This is a genomic window from Paenibacillus sp. FSL W7-1332 (assembly GCF_037969785.1).
Lineage (GTDB): Bacteria > Bacillota > Bacilli > Paenibacillales > Paenibacillaceae > Paenibacillus_AQ.
This window is the reverse complement of sequence record NZ_CP150209.1, coordinates 3,179,174-3,194,591: the sequence shown is the minus strand read 5'-3', so window position 1 is coordinate 3,194,591 and position 15,418 is coordinate 3,179,174. Positions and strand designations below refer to the sequence as shown.

Genomic DNA, 15,418 nt, shown 5'->3' with positions numbered 1-15,418 from the left:
CGCCTAAAGCGAACCGGAAACGATGTGTCCCTGAAACATCGTCGCCACGCGTTTGGATCTTCTCGCAACGGCTTCAGCAGAACAAGAAGCTTCGACCAATACGATGCTGGCGACGTCTCCGACCTGCGGCCACACCTGCTCCCCATCATGATTCAGCGGTGTAATGCCACCGGTAATATATTGAAGCGTTTGCGCTAGAGCGCGTTCATCCACCCATCTGGATATTTCGGCCAGTCGGCCGGCGCGCTCCAGCACATCCCCATTTCCGAAGGGAGACCACACATCAAAAATGTTGTCGCATCCGACGGCCACTTCTACACCTCGCTCGTGCAGCAAACCAACCGGCGGAAAGTTCCGGCCAATGGGCACACTCGTAATAACGGCGACCCCCGCATCAGCGAGCAAGTCCCCCATTTCCTGTGCTTGGGATGATGGAATATCGCCCAGTCCGAAGGCATGGCTGATCGCCACCTTGCCCTGCAGACCCGCCTCGATGGTCAGCTGTGCTAACCGCTTCATGGTGAAGGTCCCCAGATGATGGGCATCATGCAGATGCAGATCAATGCCTGCATTGGCTTCCACGGCGAGCTCCACCATTTCCTGCAAGGAAGCTTCGATATCGCCATCCACCGTCGCCGGATCAACTCCGCCGACCAGGCTTGCTCCTCTGCGAAGTGCTTGTCTCACTAACTCCGTTGATTTCGAGCGCAGCAAACCATGCTGCGGAAAAGCTACGATCTCATAAGATAACTTTCCTTCAAACGAGCGTAGTGCCTGTTGTACCGCTTCTAAATTGTCTAATCCGGCTTCCGGATAAATATCGACATGCGTTCGGACATGTGTCACCCCGGACTCCAGGTACATATCAAGCAGCCGTTCCGCACGTTCCTGCGTTAAGGTATCCAGCGAAGGAAGCGTCGCTTTCTCGATTGCCAAACGTTCGAAAATACTGGAAACCGGCGTAACGGAACGCCATCGGTCACCAAGCAGCGTTTTATCCAAATGGCAGTGCTTTTCGATAAAGGATGGCAGAAGCAATAAACCCTTCACATCGTGCTGCGGCCACTCGTCTGTTATCGTTGTGTCCGAAGCTACAATTTTCGCGATTTTCCCATCTTCTATGAATATATGGCGAATCTCCGTCTTTGTTCCCGTAATAACGCCATCTTGAACTTCATAACCGCTTTCTAACCGGGCATTGGTTAGCCAAAATGCTGTACTCATATATCTATCATTCCTCTCTCCACTTACCAGATATACGATCATGCTATCACAGGAAAAATGATATGGATAATATTTAAAAAATAGGATTTACTTAAGTTTTACATATACATAAAAAGAAAAGCCACCCGCTTGGATGACTCTTCTGATGAAGCCTTGGAAATGGCTATGCTGTTAAGCCTTTATGGCTCTTGTCGCAATAAAACTGTTCGCATAACGGTCCAACAATTTCTCGCCTCCGAAGGAATCCTCGTATAACCCGGCAATCATAAATCCGGATTGGATCTGACCTCCAATTTGCTGTTAGAATCATAGGCTCTATTCTATATTCATGGACCTTTGGTTCAGCCAGGCCTGAAACTGCTCCGGCGTGCTTACGTTTTCTTCCAGGACCGCTGTATAAATATCAAAGCTTCGCACGGTTTTGCCATATTCAGCACGGCTTGCCCAGTTATTTTTGATTCTCAAAATAGCTTCCCGGCGTTCCCGAGTCAGCAGATCAGGCATCGTTATGATATGTTTCAAGTCGGGTTGTCTCTCCGGTTCATCCACGAACCATATGTCCATCTTCCACTCCTTCCCTTGCTGAGACTTATACTTTAGGCCAATGTACAATCCATCGGGATAAGCGGGATCCGTATTGTAAACTCCGGTATCATTGATGAACTTCAGTTCCCGCACACCAGCACGCAGCATGAGTTCCGATGCGATTTGTGCTATTAATTGTTGATTCAGCCGAGAACATTTTACCGTCATGTCCAGGTCTCTCCATACCATCAACCCGAGGGCTGAGCTGCCGACACGCACCGGTTCGCCTGCTTGACTTAATAACTCATGAAGTCGAAGTTCATCTGCTACCTCAGAAGCCTCATCCTGGAGAGCTTTTTGTTGCAGCAGAAGTTTGCTTTCTGCCATACGCTGTTCACCTCTAATCCTTAAGTTGTATATCTCATATCGTATCACCCGATTAGCGTGCTGACCAAGGGATCGAATGCTTATAATGATCTTTCACGGATATCGTCCGAGCCGACATCGAGTTAGACGGAATAAAATATGCGTTCACCCGACAAATAAGGCGTACAGTAATCGGCGCACAGCTTCGGCATTCGTTCACGCATCCATGCATGCACCGATTCATTCTCCATCTGAAAGACATAGTATCCGATAATGGCCAGCAGCATGAAACCTTCTAACAGAACAAGCTTATCTTCTCCCGTGTGATCATAGCCATAATACCCTTTCAGGAATATATCCCGAAGCTCTGAAGGAACCATCATGGCACCCATTGTAACATCCGTGTAATCATATCCTGGTCCGAAAAAACCAAAATCGATAAAACACAGTTCTCCATCCGAGGTCATGATGATATTCCCCAAGCTTAAATCACCGTGGATAAGCCCCCAAGCCTCAACGTTCCTATTGTCCTCAAGGCGCGCGTTAATCAACGATATGGTTTCTTCAATAATGGAAACATCGGTGGAAGTAAACAAATCTTTCGCTAATCCTTGCTGTATAACCTCGATCATATATTGATTGTAGGCAATCCCCTGACTCGGACGCTTGTCCAGGCCCTCCGGCTCGTATTGGCTATAGAATTTGTGCAGCTCTGCAATGCGAGCCCCCAGCTTCTCGACCAATACCGGGTCGCTTACGTCATCCTTCTGCAAGTCTCTTCCTTCCAGCCAGGTAAGCACGGAGCTGTTCCAACGCTTCCCCTCGTGTTCGATGACCGTGATCAGCTCACCTTCCCGATTACGCACAGGCCTTTGGACAAGCAGATGATTTCGGTCTGACAAGTGCTCCAGCATTTGCAGCTCACCCATTAGACCTTCGTAAGTATGCTGCTGACCTGCCATGCCGTCTTTGAACGGTTGATGAATGCGCAGCAGATATGTACTTCCGTCATGGCCTTTTACCTTGTAGGTTCGATTTTCATTATGCCGAATAAACGCAATCTCCGCTTCACGGATATCGTATTCATTCAAAATTTCCTGCAGCTGTTCATTTCGCATGTGACGATTCTCCTTATAGACAAAGATAAACGTTTCAACCTTCCAGGAACGTATGGTCGAAATACGCCTTGAAATCCGGATATAAAAATATCAGCGACTCTTTAAGCTTGGCATGATCCGTTCGTTCCTCATCCAGATCAAACAAGATTTCATGTTCGATCTCATAGATCGCTCCGTAACCCTCGCCTGCGTCCTCTCTTAGATCGATACACCATATCTTTCCATACTCTTCGTCCCATGTAAAAGGAAGGTATCCCAGCCGGCACAACAAGGGATTGTACATATGCCTGACATTATCCAGCGGCTCGTCAACTGCTTGTTCAGGTATGACGTCAAAGTAATGATGATAAGTGGAGATGAATGCTTTATACCACTCCGGAAAAGTCAATCCATACTCTTCTTCCATCGCCCCGATATGATCCTCACTCACAACGGAAGGGACCAATTTCCATATGGACCACTCCTCATCGGAATCGACGACTTTCATCTCTGCAGGAACGTCGGGACGCATCCACCTGCAGAACCCCTCCTCCGTCACTTGACTATATTTGGCGTAATAGGTCTCAAACCCCCGTTTAATATAATCGCGTATTTCCATCTAAAACGTCTCCTTATATAGAAATTTGTTACGATTTCATATCACTATAATCTATTTTTGGGTTATTATTAGATTCGATCTATTCTATTTTGTTTACAATTCAGAAACAAGTCAGAGATTCTACCGATATAACTCTCTTATATACTCAGAGACAGCTAACGAGGAGGGACATCATATGCACAAAAAAATCGTAAAATCCATCATACCCACAGTCATCATCGGTTCCGTTGTCACAAGCCTGGCCTTATCCAGTTTTCTAAGCAGCACCGGCATTGGCAAGGCGGAAGCTGCCGCTGCAGCTTCTTCCAGCTTATCATTTACTGCGTTTTTGGAAAACAACGCTCCTAACCGGACTATAAAAACGGTTCGTGGTTTAAATACGGTCACCAATCTATCAAGTACCGTTGTACTCGTCAACAAGCAAAGAAATCTACCATCGAGTTATGTGCCTCAAGATTTGGTCATACCCCGTATTCCGTTCAGCTTCTCAGGACCCAGTCCTAAGAAACAGATGAAACGAGTAGCGGCAACTGCGCTCGAAAAATTGTTTGCGGCTGCCAAGAAAGACGGGATCGATCTCAAAGCCGTGTCAGGCTTCCGATCCTATGCCACACAGAAGGCCATATTCGAACGCAACGCCCGTAATAAGGGCGAAGCCGTCGCTAATAAAACAAGCGCTCGTCCTGGACAAAGCGAGCATCAGACCGGGCTGAGCATGGATATATCCAGCGCTTCCGTAGGATATGCATTGGAGCAAAGCTTCGGAAATACCAAAGAAGGCAAATGGCTGAAAGCCAATGCACCGAAGTACGGATTTATCATTCGTTACGGAAAAGGCCAGGAGAAATTAACCGGCTATTCTTATGAGCCCTGGCATGTCCGTTACGTGGGCGTCTATATTGCAGGAGAAATCACGAGGCAAAACCTGACGCTTGAGCAGTACATGGGTCAATCCCATTAATCGAAAAATCAAGAAACGGACCATAACGGGTCCGTTTTTTTTTGCCTTTGTCACTTCCCTATTTCAACTCTTGAGGTACATCCGCATATTTTTCGTCGGTTCCGACGGACAATGTACTCCGCGTGGACGAAGCACGTACATTATCAGCAGTAGACAGGTTCGTTAGCTTATGATTTTTACAAATGGGGTGAACAACGTGCCTATTAAATCGGGAAAGCAGTATATCGAACGGATTGACCGGCAGAATATCAACATTTGGTATAAAGGTGAGCCTATCAAGGGACCTTTATCCGAGCATTCTGCATTTCAAGGTCTTATTCAAACCCAGGCCGATCTATACGATATGCAATGTGACGCAAGATATATGGAACAATTGACTTACCCCTCACCCGATACGGGAGAACGGGTAGGCTTGTCTTTTCTCCCGCCAAAGAATGCTGAGGATTTGCAGAAACGCCGAATCATGATGGAGTTATGGGCGAGGCGGCATCACGGCTTTTTAGGGCGCGCTCCCGACTATATGAACACCGCGATCATGTCCTTATATACCGCTGCCAATATTCTGGAGGAACATCATCCGAAATACGCGGAGAATCTCAGGAACTATTATAAGTACTGTCGTGATCACGATATTACATTATCTCACGCCTTCATCCAGCCCTATGCATGTAAAATGTCCGGTCAGCAGGATGCTGCTGAAGACGCTATCGCGGCTAAAGTCGAAGAGATGAATCATGAAGGAATGATTATAAGCGGGGCCTTCTTGATGGCAACACAAGGGGCTACTTGCGAAGAAATGCTGGTATTCCCGACCCCTTCGCCAACGATGTCCCAGGATGTAAATCCTTCTGCGTTTGCATTTGCGGTTCCCAACGATTTACCGGGAATGACTTTTATATGCCGTGAAAGCTACGGTGCCACTTCTTCCTATGATTATCCCCTGAGCGCCAGATACGAAGAGATGGATACACTCGTCATCTTCGACCGCGTGCTGGTCCCTCATGATCGAATTTTTTACTACGGGGACGAAACTTACGCCGGACGTTTATTCGGCGAGAGTCACTTTCATACGCATATCGCCCACCAAATGGCCGTCCGTTTTATCGTAAAAACCGAATTCATGCTCGGCTTGCTGGAATCCTTGGCAGATGAACAGAACATTGGACTCGAGCCCCATATGGTCTCGAATGTTTCGAAAGTGATTACATTTTTGGAAACCTTCAAGGCATTAAGACTGGCCTCCGAACAGGGCGCCAGCCATGATAAATTCGGATATCTCGTACCAGCTGCCAGTCCTCTTATCGCATCCAGCATCCTCTTCCCCAAATTCTATCCCGAGATGGTAGAGATGATTCAACTGCTGGGCTCCAGCGGCCTGATTATGATCCCTTCCGAATTGGATTTTCGATCGGAGTCAGGCCCCTACCTTAATCAATATTTAAAAGGGTCAACGACGGATGCTCGGGATCGCATCGCATTGTTCAGGCTTGCATGGGAGCTTGGTGCAAGCTCGTTCGGTGGTCGCCAAACCCAGTTTGAACGATTCTTCTTCGGAAATGCGCAGACGGCTGCCTATCGGATGTATAACCATTTTGAACAGCATGAGCAGCTTCGGAGCAGGATCAGCGATTTTCTTTCCCAAGAGAAACCTTCTTCATAGCTTGACCGGGGGATGATCCAACAATAAAAAAGATGCGAGTTATAAACTCACATCTTTCGGTTTGTTTCATGATCAGATGACTCACGAATGAGAGTGCAGGCTCAATCTGAACCGAAAGTTCATATCATCCTCGAACCACATCATGAAATTCGTACCCCATACGTTGTTATGCAGATTGAAATGAAATCCTCCGGTCATTGAAGCATACGTATTGTCAAATTGCAGCAGCCGCGGTTCTCCCGGACAAACAAGCGGCGCGTCCAAGGTTTCAATGGCCGCCGTTCCGTCCGCCCCCTCATAATATAGGCCCGTGTTGATTCCATGCATGTTCCGGTTGCCGTCCTTTACAACGAATAACGGAGATATACGTTGTCCGAGCTTATCCATCTTCCAGGCGTTAGGATTATCCACAAGAGGCGCAAACGAAAACCAGCTTGCTTCCGGAAGACGGCATGCTGGTTTGCCCCTCCAGCTTAGACTTACCTCAATGACGGGCTCATTCGCATGGAACGTATAGATCGCGTTCAGTATGCGTGGAGCTCCATACTGTTTGCCGAGATTCTCAGGCAGCTTCAGTTCGGCAGTTACGAGATCATAATCGGCGAACCTCTCCAGATGCAGGGTCCGCAAGGATGCCGTATACTGCCGATGCTCCGGCCGCGGTTTGACATATTCAATGCCCGGCTTGCCGAAATCGTTGTCCGCCCAGCCATGATGAATATCCAGATTGGTCATGTATTCCTTGAAGAAACGGTCGTAGTTTTCTTTGCTGAAGGTTTCATACCTATAAGTGCCAAGTCTCTGATGCTCGTTCGCCCATTCCTTCCCGGATCGATCCATCAATCGGTTGATCGATCCGTCGGCAGCAAAGCTTACCTGAAACTGCCCTAATTCGTAATGCTCGTTCGTTTCAATCGTCTGCTTGTACTGCAGCGGCTCCGAGTCTTGGACGGTATCATGCTGACTCATCCGATCCAGCTCCATTCTCGCTTCAGCTGCCAGCGCTTTCGGAAGCGACAGAACGGCCTCTTCAAGATAATCCCGCTGCTCCTGCCAAGAGCTCTCGTAATGGCTGTATGACCTGATATCATTCGCCTGCTGGCACAGGTAATCGTATTTTCTCCGTTTATTGTCTTCTACGATATCCCGTGCTCTTGCAGCGGCTAAATCCGAGGAGGAATAATTAACATAATCGACGAGATAGACCGAATTGTTCAACCCCCAGGTATGCTCGGGGATCAACATCAGACGGTTGCAGAATCGAGCGTACGCCTGGCTGTCCTTATCCAATTGACCGGATTCGATCCAGCGATCCCGAAGCCTTAGCAATTCACGGTAGCGAGCGATTTTCCAAGGATCCGAGGCAATCCCGTGGATCCACGAATCCCCAATTTCTTCACTCACGACAGGCAATCGATCTTTGACGGTACGCAGTCGCTGGGCAAATGCATCAAGTGTCGAGGCCATGATTTCCGCCCCGGGATAATCCCGCTCCAACTGTTCAAACAATGCACGGATCTCCTCTAGCGTGGATGGACCATGGTTATCATGGGTATGGGCAAAATACAAGGCATCTTCCAGCCCTTCCATGTGAAACGGTTTACCGTAACTATCCGCATAATGGACGATGATCTCCGAGCCATCGGAAGCGCGCCATACAAATACTTCCGGCACCTTGGGATTCTTGGATACCATATTAACGCCCAAATGCAAATATTGTATGCCGTGTTCTGCCAGCAGTGGGACCATGGCAAGCGTATGGCCCGGAACATCCGTCATTTTAGCGGCGATCGTGGACTTTCCGTACTTTCGATCCAAGTCGTCCGAAATGGACATTCCGAATTCGAATAACCGGGCATCCATGATTTCCGTATGCGTTGTAAACGGCAGCCCGTGCCAAGCAATGCGCCCCTCCTCTATGGCTTTTTCCATGCGAGCCCGCATCTCAGGAGAAGACGTTTGCAGATATTCATGGATTAACCACGAGCCGGTCGTCCATATGAATTTTGCGTTCCCCTCTTCGTTAGCCAACTGTTCGGACAGCTCCAAGGCCTGGGGGATGAAATGCTCCATATACCGCTCGATTACGTTCTTTCCCAAATCGGTAAACCCGATGTCCAAATGGGTCTTAAATACGACATGAACTCTTTTGATTGATGCTGTCATGCTTCACTGCCCCTTTCCACCATAAATGGCTAACCACGAACTTTGAGCCCAATTTTACAAGAGTGCAACGAACAAGTCTTTGCATGAAAGGGTCATGCTTTTGCAAAATAAGGACACCTGATCATAAATCAGATTGGAGACCAGACATACAAAAAACCTCCAATCGAATGAATCTCGACTGAGCCCCGGCAGTTAGCTGAACTATCTTTAGTTAAACTTATCATGTACGATAAATAGGAATAGCACTTGCTCCGGAAGATCAAACGGACCCAAGGGAGAGATTGGAATCGATATGCGCTTATTCTCATACTTAAGCTCCTTTATAAACGCTTGGCGGGATTACCCGGCTGAACAAAATACGGTACTGGGGAATCGTTACACTGTTCAACAGAGGATTGGGGAAGGAAGTTACGGCATCATCTATAAATGCAGGGATCAACAGAGCGGAAACGTGGTGGCTGTTAAACAGTCGAGACCCAGCAAAGGCGATTACGCCAAAGAATTGCTGAACCGTGAGGCAGCGATATTACGTTCTCTCCAACATCCGCAAATTCCGGCATATCGGGATTTTTTCACAGACAACCGCCATACTTATCTGGTCATGTCTTATATGAACGGTGATACGCTTGAAGATTTAATATTCGAACAAGACATGAAATACGGAGAAGTCGAATGCATCGAGATCACGCTGCAGCTTCTGAAGCTGGTCCGATACATACACGACCAAGGCTATGTTCATCTTGATCTGCGGATTCCGAACGTACTGTTTAAGGATGGCAGGATCCAACTTATTGATTTCGGACTCGCGAGAAGGATTGGTGAGCCCCCTCCGCTCCAAGCACCTGTACGGAAAAAGTTCAAGGCAGACAGCTCGGCGTCCTCTGTTCAATATAAGGACTCGAAGGAAAGCGAGGATCTCCGCGACATCGGTCACTTTATGCTGTTCATGCTCTATTCCACCTACGAACCGGATCACAACAACCGGGGTGCAACCGTGGAGCGAAGCTGGCAGGAAGAACTTCATCTCTCGATTGAACTGCAGAACATGATTAGACGCTTGATGCAATTGAGTGAACCTTACTCAAGTTCTTTGCAGTTCATGCACGAGCTGCAGTCGCTCGCTAATGCAAGAGACTACCCCTCTGATAAGAAGGGCAGCCTTTAATTTGATTATGGGGTTTCATTTATGTTACGATCCGATTAAATTATATGGAATGATGACGAACAAGAAAGGAGGATGTTTTCGCATGTTAAGAAAGATCATGAATAAGCTTCTCCACTCTACATCCCATAGTCATGGCCGTAAGCGTTACAGCAGTTCCGCGAAGAATTATGGAAGAAAATACAGCAGCAGCCATGGCTATTCGCGTCGTAAAGGTTCCTCATCCGATTACAAACACAGGCATGGCAACCAAGGTCATGGCTATTATAAGAACAGAAGAGGCAGCTCGAGCTAATCATTTCACATCATCATGGAGTACTTCACTTCATCCCTCAACTTTATTGAGGGATTTCTTTATGGCTTCATACAGTAAGGAGTCTACGCTGCCCAGCATGTCATATGATCGTGAAGTTAACCCCGTAATAGGACAACCCTGATTTATTTGCCACTCTCCGGGAAGAGCTATTTTCCCATAAAGTACTGTACAACGCCAGCGCGCCCATCTTTTGCACCTCTATGGCCCATCCGGCAACAACAGCAGCCGCATAACCTCTTCCACGACATTCCTCTAACGTTTCAAGCCCAGCTTCGTGAGCTCGTTCTGTAATCCGAACGCTGCGGCAAACCGATACCACCCTATTCTCATGAATGAGCGCAACACAAGGCTGGTCATAATCGATTTCCGTGATCAGCCATTCAAAACCGGCGAGCGAATATTCGCGAATATTTCCCGGGGTGATCCTTACCGTCTGTTTGGCCTGCGTTGTTTGATCAGGTATCCAATAACAAGGTCCGCTCGAATAGTGCTCAGTGCGAAGGAGGTTCATATAAGCTGCAAAATGTTTAGGCCTCGTCTGAACCTCTTCAGTTACGATCGGCTCATCTTCAACCAAAGCCCTCAATTGCCCGGCAATTCCTGCGGGAACATCATGACGAAACCTGCAGATCGAAGAGCCGTCTATCGTTCGACCCATGAAAAACCTCGGGGCAAGCTCCTCTCCCGGCCAAGGCTCGTTGATGATGCGAATTCGCATATCCCGGTCATGCGTAAACATCGCCTGAACATGCAATTCCATCAGCGCCGCAGCGGTTAGCTCGTTATCTTTCCTATGGTTCATGCTAATATCCTCTCCCGTAAGAATGAATCCGCGATTGTTGGCTGCACATCACTTTCCATCATATCAGTTGTATCGAAGAACAGGCTGGGTCTAAATCGCTTTAATCAAAAAGACCCTGTCTCCCCTATCCGGAAGGCAAGGTCAAACAGAGGATCCATGTTTATTCGGTTATCCTTAGTTCTTCCTGCCCAGCGAGTTCCGCTGTAATCGCGGTATCAAGGCATAGGCAAATGTAAAGAGCGGGCTTAACCACAAGAAAGTTGCATACGGCGCATATTCAATGACCGGAATTCCAAGCGTAGCAGCGAAGAAGGCACCGCTTACCCCCCATGGAATCAGCGGGTTAACAAGCGTACCGCAATCCTCCAATGTACGGGACAACGTCTTCGCCGGAAGATCTCGGCGGACATATTCCTCCTTGAACATTTGACCAGGCAAAAGGATCGATAAATACTGCTCACCTGTCATGCCATTGACCGCAATCGCAGACGCCCCGGTCATCAGAACGATACTGCTCTTCCGCTTCAGCGGCTGCATGACTTTGCGGAAGAAGGCTTCAATGACGCCGCAATGCTGAAGCAGCCCTCCCAAGGATAACGCAATCAATATCAGCGATACGGACCCCATCATCGATTGCAATCCGCCGCGGTTGACAATGGAAGCAACGGTCTCGTTGGCGATCGTGCTCTTGTAACCGCTCTGCATGACGCTGAACCAGACATCGACTGCCGTCTGCTGTTGAACGAAGGCCGTTACGATGAGTCCGGTAACAATGCCGACAATGATCGTAGGGAGGATCGGAATCCGCTTGACGGAACAGGCAATGACCGCAATCGGCGATAGCAACGTTAGCCAATGAATATGGAATCCGTCATTCAGCGCAGCCTTGATTTGAATTATCGATGTTAAATCCAGGCTATTCGCCGTTGGTGCCAGCAGGAAAAAGATCGTTGTCACGATCAGGGCCGGCACCGTAGTGTACATCATGTTGCCAATGTGGGTGAACAAGGATATGCCGGCGACCGCCGGAGCAAAGTTCGTTGTGTCGGACAGCGGCGACATTTTATCCCCAAAGCAAGCTCCGCAGATCACCGCTCCTGCTGCCAGTGCCGGAGAAATCCCGGTCGTTACAGCAATCCCCATGAAGGCAACGCCAACCGTACTGACCGTCGTGAAAGAGCTCCCGGTAAACATCGACACCACGATGGTCACGTATAACGCACTCACGGCAAAATAATGCGGTTCAATATAATCCATTCCATAGTATAAAATGGTCGGGACGGTGCCGCTCATCATCCATACCGCAATCAGAATGCCGATGAGCGAAAGGATGAGAATCGGCATAATCGCCGTTTGAATGCCTTGAATGATTGCGGATTCCAGATGCTTCCAGGAAAACCCGAACAACCGCAGCAAGGAGGCGATACCCACGGTTGTTGCCAGAAGCGGTATATGCGGCTCTGCCTTAAGAAGAAAGATAGAGACAAACAGTACTGCCAGTATAAACACAATAAGAATGATGCTTTTTGAGAAACTGAGATGTCGTTCCATGGTGCTAAGACTCCTTAAACTTGGTCATGACAGGGCTTCTTCCCGTCCACTTGACTATATAGATGAACTTTTTTGCTTTTATGCTTTTCGGCTTCTTTGCTTTTTTGCATTGAAGCGCGAATTACACTATATACGATAAACACGAACTTCGTCAATGTACGAACCATGAACAATGACCACAAAAAGGCGACTGCATCAAGCAGTCGCCTTTTTCTTAATGAGTATAGTTATTATTTCGCTTGAATGTAACCTTCGGCTTTCAGCAGTTCAGCGATCAGAACAGCTCCGCCAGCCGCGCCGCGCAGCGTATTATGCGAGAGTCCTACGAATTTGTAATCGTAGAGGGAATCCTCACGCAATCTGCCCACCGATACACCCATGCCGCGCTCGATGTCACGGTCCAGTTTCGTCTGCGGGCGATTCTCTTCCTCGAAATACGTAATGAACTGCTTCGGCGCACTTGGAAGATTCAGCTCTTGCGGTCTTCCCTTAAACTGCTGCCAGCGGTCCAGAATTTCATCCTTCGAAGGCTTGTTCTCGAACGATGCAAATACGGTAGCTAAGTGACCATCGGTTACGGGTACGCGAATGCATTGCGTCGTAATCAATGGCGATTGGGCTTTCACGATCTCACCGTTCACGACGCTGCCCCAAATGCGCAGCGGCTCCTGCTCGCTCTTCTCTTCCTCCCCGCCGATATACGGTATCACATTGTCCAGCATATCCGGCCAATCGGTGAAGTTCTTACCGGCACCGGAAATCGCCTGATAGGTGGAGGCAACAACCTGGGTGGGTTTGTAATCAAGCAAAGCGTGAAGCGCCGGTACATAACTCTGAATGGAGCAATTCGGCTTCACGGCAATGAAACCGGTTGTCGTTCCCAGACGTTTGCGCTGCGCGGCAATCACGTCAATATGACCCGGATTTATTTCCGGAATGACCATTGGAACGTCAGGCGTCCAGCGATGGGCGGAATTGTTGGAAATGACGGGCGTCCCCGTTTTGGCATAAGCTTCTTCCAATGCCTGTATCTCATTCTTCTTCATATCAACCGCGCAAAATACAAAATCAACCTCTTCCGCTACCTGTTCCACTTGTGAAGCATCCTGCACAATGATGCCTTTCACCCGCTCGGGAATTGGCGTGGCAAGCTTCCAGCGGCCCTGAACCGACTCTTCATACGTTTTGCCGGCTGAGTTTTTGCTGGCAGAAATGGAAGTGACTTCGAACCATGGATGCCCATCCAGCAGTTGCATAAAACGTTGACCGACCATACCCGTTCCACCGACAATACCGACTTTAAGTTTTTCAGACATTCGTTACTCATATCCTTTCAATAGTGGCGTCATGTTTCCCATACATCGACTTTGATCTACCGTACGGACAAAAGCATGCAGTAAATGAGCTTCTTCTAGATAACTATTCAATCCGGCGTGATTCGTGTAGGTACCCTACCTTGAACCATCATATTTCTTTTGATATAACAAAAAAATCCCACCCCCAAGACCATAAGTCTTAGGGACGAGATTGTTATACTCGCGGTACCACCCCAAATTTGCCAATATGTCACCATATTCGCCTCATCGAGTACGGCATTACACGGTAATGCAGATACTCTAGCTCTATAACAGGAGCTCCTGGCACACCATCCGCCTCTCAATGAGGGTTCCATGTGCTGCTCTGAGTCTTTTTTCAATAAAGAACGCTTTGCCCCTTTTCAGCTGCCGGAGCTCTCTGTACAAGAATTCGTTTATTTACTCGTCTCTTCATCGCATTTGTTATGATTATTATATATAAAACCATTTCGGCGGTAAACCTTATTTATTAAATTTTCGGAAAACTCGGCTGATTTCATGAGCTGTTCCATCGATGCACACCTGTCGGAACCATTTTATGGCTGAAGTCGCAGTGCCTCCAGTTCCATTTCCCGGCGGATCGCCATTTCCATCCTCGTTCTTAATACTATGTATTGATTCACCATCGGGTGATCGTATCCCAAAACATGTTGGATCCGGCCTATCATGGAATCATCTTCATACTCGTTGCTCCATTGAAACAACTGCGCGTAGAGATCGGAGAACCGCTCATTATTCGTCGCAGCAAAACGGAGGGGATGAAGATCATCACTCAGCTTCACTTCCATCAAATCATGCAGCACCTGCAGGCTGTGAACAATTAACGCCTCTACCTCTAACGTCTCACCTTTATGTAAATCCAGCGGCATCCTATCCTTCATATCCGAAATAAGCTGACTGAACGTCACTTCGGACATTTGCATGGACATGTAGCCCCACCAGTGACTTCCGGTTCCGGTTGCATCCATCTCCCATTTCGGTTCCATCAAAATACGTCGGACCTTCGCCTGTTGCGATCGGCCAAATGCAGAGATGCCCAGGATCAATCCCGCATTGCAATCCGTAGAGGCCTGCTCCCCCCACTCCATAAGCCGGGGAACCATCCGGGCATCGGTGAATTTGAAACATAGCGCCGGGAGAAATTCGGGAAAAAGCGGTTGTCCGTAAACCCGCTCCAGCTCATCAGCGAATATCTCGCAATAACGCTCGCAAGGGAGATGCATCAAGCCGATACAGGCAGCTTTCGATAAATACCAATCAATTGCGGTTATGCACGCCACCATATAATCCATCATGCGGTCATAGTCCAAGTACCCGAGCACATGCAAAATCTCGCCAGGCATGTTCTCCTTAAGTTTCTTCCCATCAAAACAAACACGCGCTATATCCTCAGCCAGCTCCTGATCTCCGCATCTCATAATCGGATCAAGCAGCAGGGAACGCTTGTAATCGGAAGGCTCCTCCGCAAACAGTCGGAATAAGGCGGCTGCGTCATTCCGGTCACCATACAGGGAAGTGATCCGGCAGTATGATGCCAGAATCGTTCCTTCCATCCTGGGATTGTTCTTGAAATCTCTGATGAGCTTTTCGGTGTTCCGAATCATTCTTATGGCT

The 15,418-nt window shown here is 48.2% G+C and carries 13 protein-coding genes, 1 pseudogene and 1 other annotated feature; of the genes and pseudogenes, 4 read left to right on the top strand and 10 right to left on the bottom strand.

Features of this window, described 5'->3' with window-relative positions; all coding sequences use genetic code 11:
* Nucleotides 1–3 precede the first annotated feature (3 nt).
* The 5 genes and pseudogenes from MKX98_RS14290 to MKX98_RS14270 form a co-directional block, all read right to left on the bottom strand.
* Nucleotides 4–1,224, bottom strand: coding sequence for an amidohydrolase (locus MKX98_RS14290; RefSeq protein WP_339223646.1), 1,221 nt, complete (start codon nucleotides 1,222–1,224; stop codon nucleotides 4–6).
* Nucleotides 1,225–1,395: 171 nt separating this feature from the next.
* Nucleotides 1,396–1,521, bottom strand: a pseudogene (locus tag MKX98_RS14285) (SAM-dependent methyltransferase); the annotation flags it as partial.
* An 18-nt stretch (nucleotides 1,522–1,539) separates the two neighbouring features.
* The gene (locus tag MKX98_RS14280) at nucleotides 1,540–2,136 is read right to left on the bottom strand and encodes a hypothetical protein (RefSeq protein ID WP_339223644.1); all 597 of its coding nucleotides are present in this window, start codon (nucleotides 2,134–2,136) and stop codon (nucleotides 1,540–1,542) included.
* A 122-nt stretch (nucleotides 2,137–2,258) separates the two neighbouring features.
* Nucleotides 2,259–3,233 (bottom strand): aminoglycoside phosphotransferase family protein, encoded by a 975-nt coding sequence (locus MKX98_RS14275; protein ID WP_339223642.1) that lies wholly within the window; start codon nucleotides 3,231–3,233, stop codon nucleotides 2,259–2,261.
* A gap of 34 nt (nucleotides 3,234–3,267) precedes the next feature.
* Nucleotides 3,268–3,831, bottom strand: a complete 564-nt coding sequence (locus MKX98_RS14270) for an SMI1/KNR4 family protein (RefSeq protein WP_339223640.1) — start codon at nucleotides 3,829–3,831, stop codon at nucleotides 3,268–3,270.
* Between the two features lie 175 nt (nucleotides 3,832–4,006).
* Here MKX98_RS14270 and MKX98_RS14265 point away from each other — a divergent pair, with 175 nt between their 5' ends.
* The gene (locus tag MKX98_RS14265; protein ID WP_220685521.1) at nucleotides 4,007–4,792 is read left to right on the top strand and encodes a M15 family metallopeptidase; all 786 of its coding nucleotides are present in this window, start codon (nucleotides 4,007–4,009) and stop codon (nucleotides 4,790–4,792) included.
* A 196-nt stretch (nucleotides 4,793–4,988) separates the two neighbouring features.
* Nucleotides 4,989–6,452, top strand: coding sequence for a 4-hydroxyphenylacetate 3-hydroxylase N-terminal domain-containing protein (locus MKX98_RS14260; RefSeq protein WP_339223637.1), 1,464 nt, complete (start codon nucleotides 4,989–4,991; stop codon nucleotides 6,450–6,452).
* A gap of 81 nt (nucleotides 6,453–6,533) precedes the next feature.
* On the opposite strand, the gene MKX98_RS14255 is transcribed toward MKX98_RS14260, so the two are convergent.
* Nucleotides 6,534–8,618, bottom strand: a complete 2,085-nt coding sequence (locus MKX98_RS14255) for a DUF5054 domain-containing protein (RefSeq protein ID WP_339223635.1) — start codon at nucleotides 8,616–8,618, stop codon at nucleotides 6,534–6,536.
* Between the two features lie 292 nt (nucleotides 8,619–8,910).
* On the opposite strand from MKX98_RS14255, the gene MKX98_RS14250 reads away from it, so the two are divergent.
* The gene (locus MKX98_RS14250) at nucleotides 8,911–9,783 is read left to right on the top strand and encodes a protein kinase (RefSeq protein WP_339223633.1); all 873 of its coding nucleotides are present in this window, start codon (nucleotides 8,911–8,913) and stop codon (nucleotides 9,781–9,783) included.
* Nucleotides 9,784–9,865: 82 nt separating this feature from the next.
* On the top strand, nucleotides 9,866–10,075 hold the full coding sequence (locus tag MKX98_RS14245; protein ID WP_100539335.1) for a hypothetical protein: 210 nt from the start codon (nucleotides 9,866–9,868) through the stop codon (nucleotides 10,073–10,075).
* Between the two features lie 100 nt (nucleotides 10,076–10,175).
* Here MKX98_RS14245 and aac(2')-IIb read toward each other — a convergent pair whose 3' ends face one another.
* The 4 genes from aac(2')-IIb to MKX98_RS14225 all read right to left on the bottom strand — a co-directional run bounded on the left by aac(2')-IIb (nucleotide 10,176) and on the right by MKX98_RS14225 (nucleotide 15,408).
* Nucleotides 10,176–10,898, bottom strand: a complete 723-nt coding sequence (aac(2')-IIb, locus tag MKX98_RS14240) for a kasugamycin N-acetyltransferase AAC(2')-IIb (RefSeq protein WP_339223629.1) — start codon at nucleotides 10,896–10,898, stop codon at nucleotides 10,176–10,178.
* Between the two features lie 174 nt (nucleotides 10,899–11,072).
* Nucleotides 11,073–12,449, bottom strand: a complete 1,377-nt coding sequence (gene nhaC / locus MKX98_RS14235; RefSeq protein WP_339223627.1) for a Na+/H+ antiporter NhaC — start codon at nucleotides 12,447–12,449, stop codon at nucleotides 11,073–11,075.
* 230 nt (nucleotides 12,450–12,679) lie between these two features.
* Nucleotides 12,680–13,765 (bottom strand): aspartate-semialdehyde dehydrogenase, encoded by a 1,086-nt coding sequence (asd, locus tag MKX98_RS14230; RefSeq protein ID WP_339223625.1) that lies wholly within the window; start codon nucleotides 13,763–13,765, stop codon nucleotides 12,680–12,682.
* A 198-nt stretch (nucleotides 13,766–13,963) separates the two neighbouring features.
* Nucleotides 13,964–14,228 (bottom strand) — a binding site (T-box leader).
* A 112-nt stretch (nucleotides 14,229–14,340) separates the two neighbouring features.
* A complete protein-coding gene (locus MKX98_RS14225) occupies nucleotides 14,341–15,408 on the bottom strand; it encodes a hypothetical protein (protein WP_339223623.1) in 1,068 nt (355 codons plus the stop codon).
* Nucleotides 15,409–15,418: the final 10 nt, after the last annotated feature.

What these genes read in the sequence shown, in the direction of transcription:
- MKX98_RS14290 (WP_339223646.1), bottom strand. Translation starts at nt 1,224, where the DNA reads ATGAGTACAGCATTTTGGCTAACCAATGCCCGGTTAGAAAGCGGTTAT.
- MKX98_RS14280 (WP_339223644.1), bottom strand. Translation starts at nt 2,136, where the DNA reads ATGGCAGAAAGCAAACTTCTGCTGCAACAAAAAGCTCTCCAGGATGAG.
- MKX98_RS14275 (WP_339223642.1), bottom strand. Translation starts at nt 3,233, where the DNA reads ATGCGAAATGAACAGCTGCAGGAAATTTTGAATGAATACGATATCCGT.
- MKX98_RS14270 (WP_339223640.1), bottom strand. Translation starts at nt 3,831, where the DNA reads ATGGAAATACGCGATTATATTAAACGGGGGTTTGAGACCTATTACGCC.
- MKX98_RS14265 (WP_220685521.1), top strand. Translation starts at nt 4,007, where the DNA reads ATGCACAAAAAAATCGTAAAATCCATCATACCCACAGTCATCATCGGT.
- MKX98_RS14255 (WP_339223635.1), bottom strand. Translation starts at nt 8,618, where the DNA reads ATGACAGCATCAATCAAAAGAGTTCATGTCGTATTTAAGACCCATTTG.
- MKX98_RS14250 (WP_339223633.1), top strand. Translation starts at nt 8,911, where the DNA reads ATGCGCTTATTCTCATACTTAAGCTCCTTTATAAACGCTTGGCGGGAT.
- MKX98_RS14245 (WP_100539335.1), top strand. Translation starts at nt 9,866, where the DNA reads ATGTTAAGAAAGATCATGAATAAGCTTCTCCACTCTACATCCCATAGT.
- nhaC (WP_339223627.1), bottom strand. Translation starts at nt 12,449, where the DNA reads ATGGAACGACATCTCAGTTTCTCAAAAAGCATCATTCTTATTGTGTTT.
- asd (WP_339223625.1), bottom strand. Translation starts at nt 13,765, where the DNA reads ATGTCTGAAAAACTTAAAGTCGGTATTGTCGGTGGAACGGGTATGGTC.
- MKX98_RS14225 (WP_339223623.1), bottom strand. Translation starts at nt 15,408, where the DNA reads ATGATTCGGAACACCGAAAAGCTCATCAGAGATTTCAAGAACAATCCC.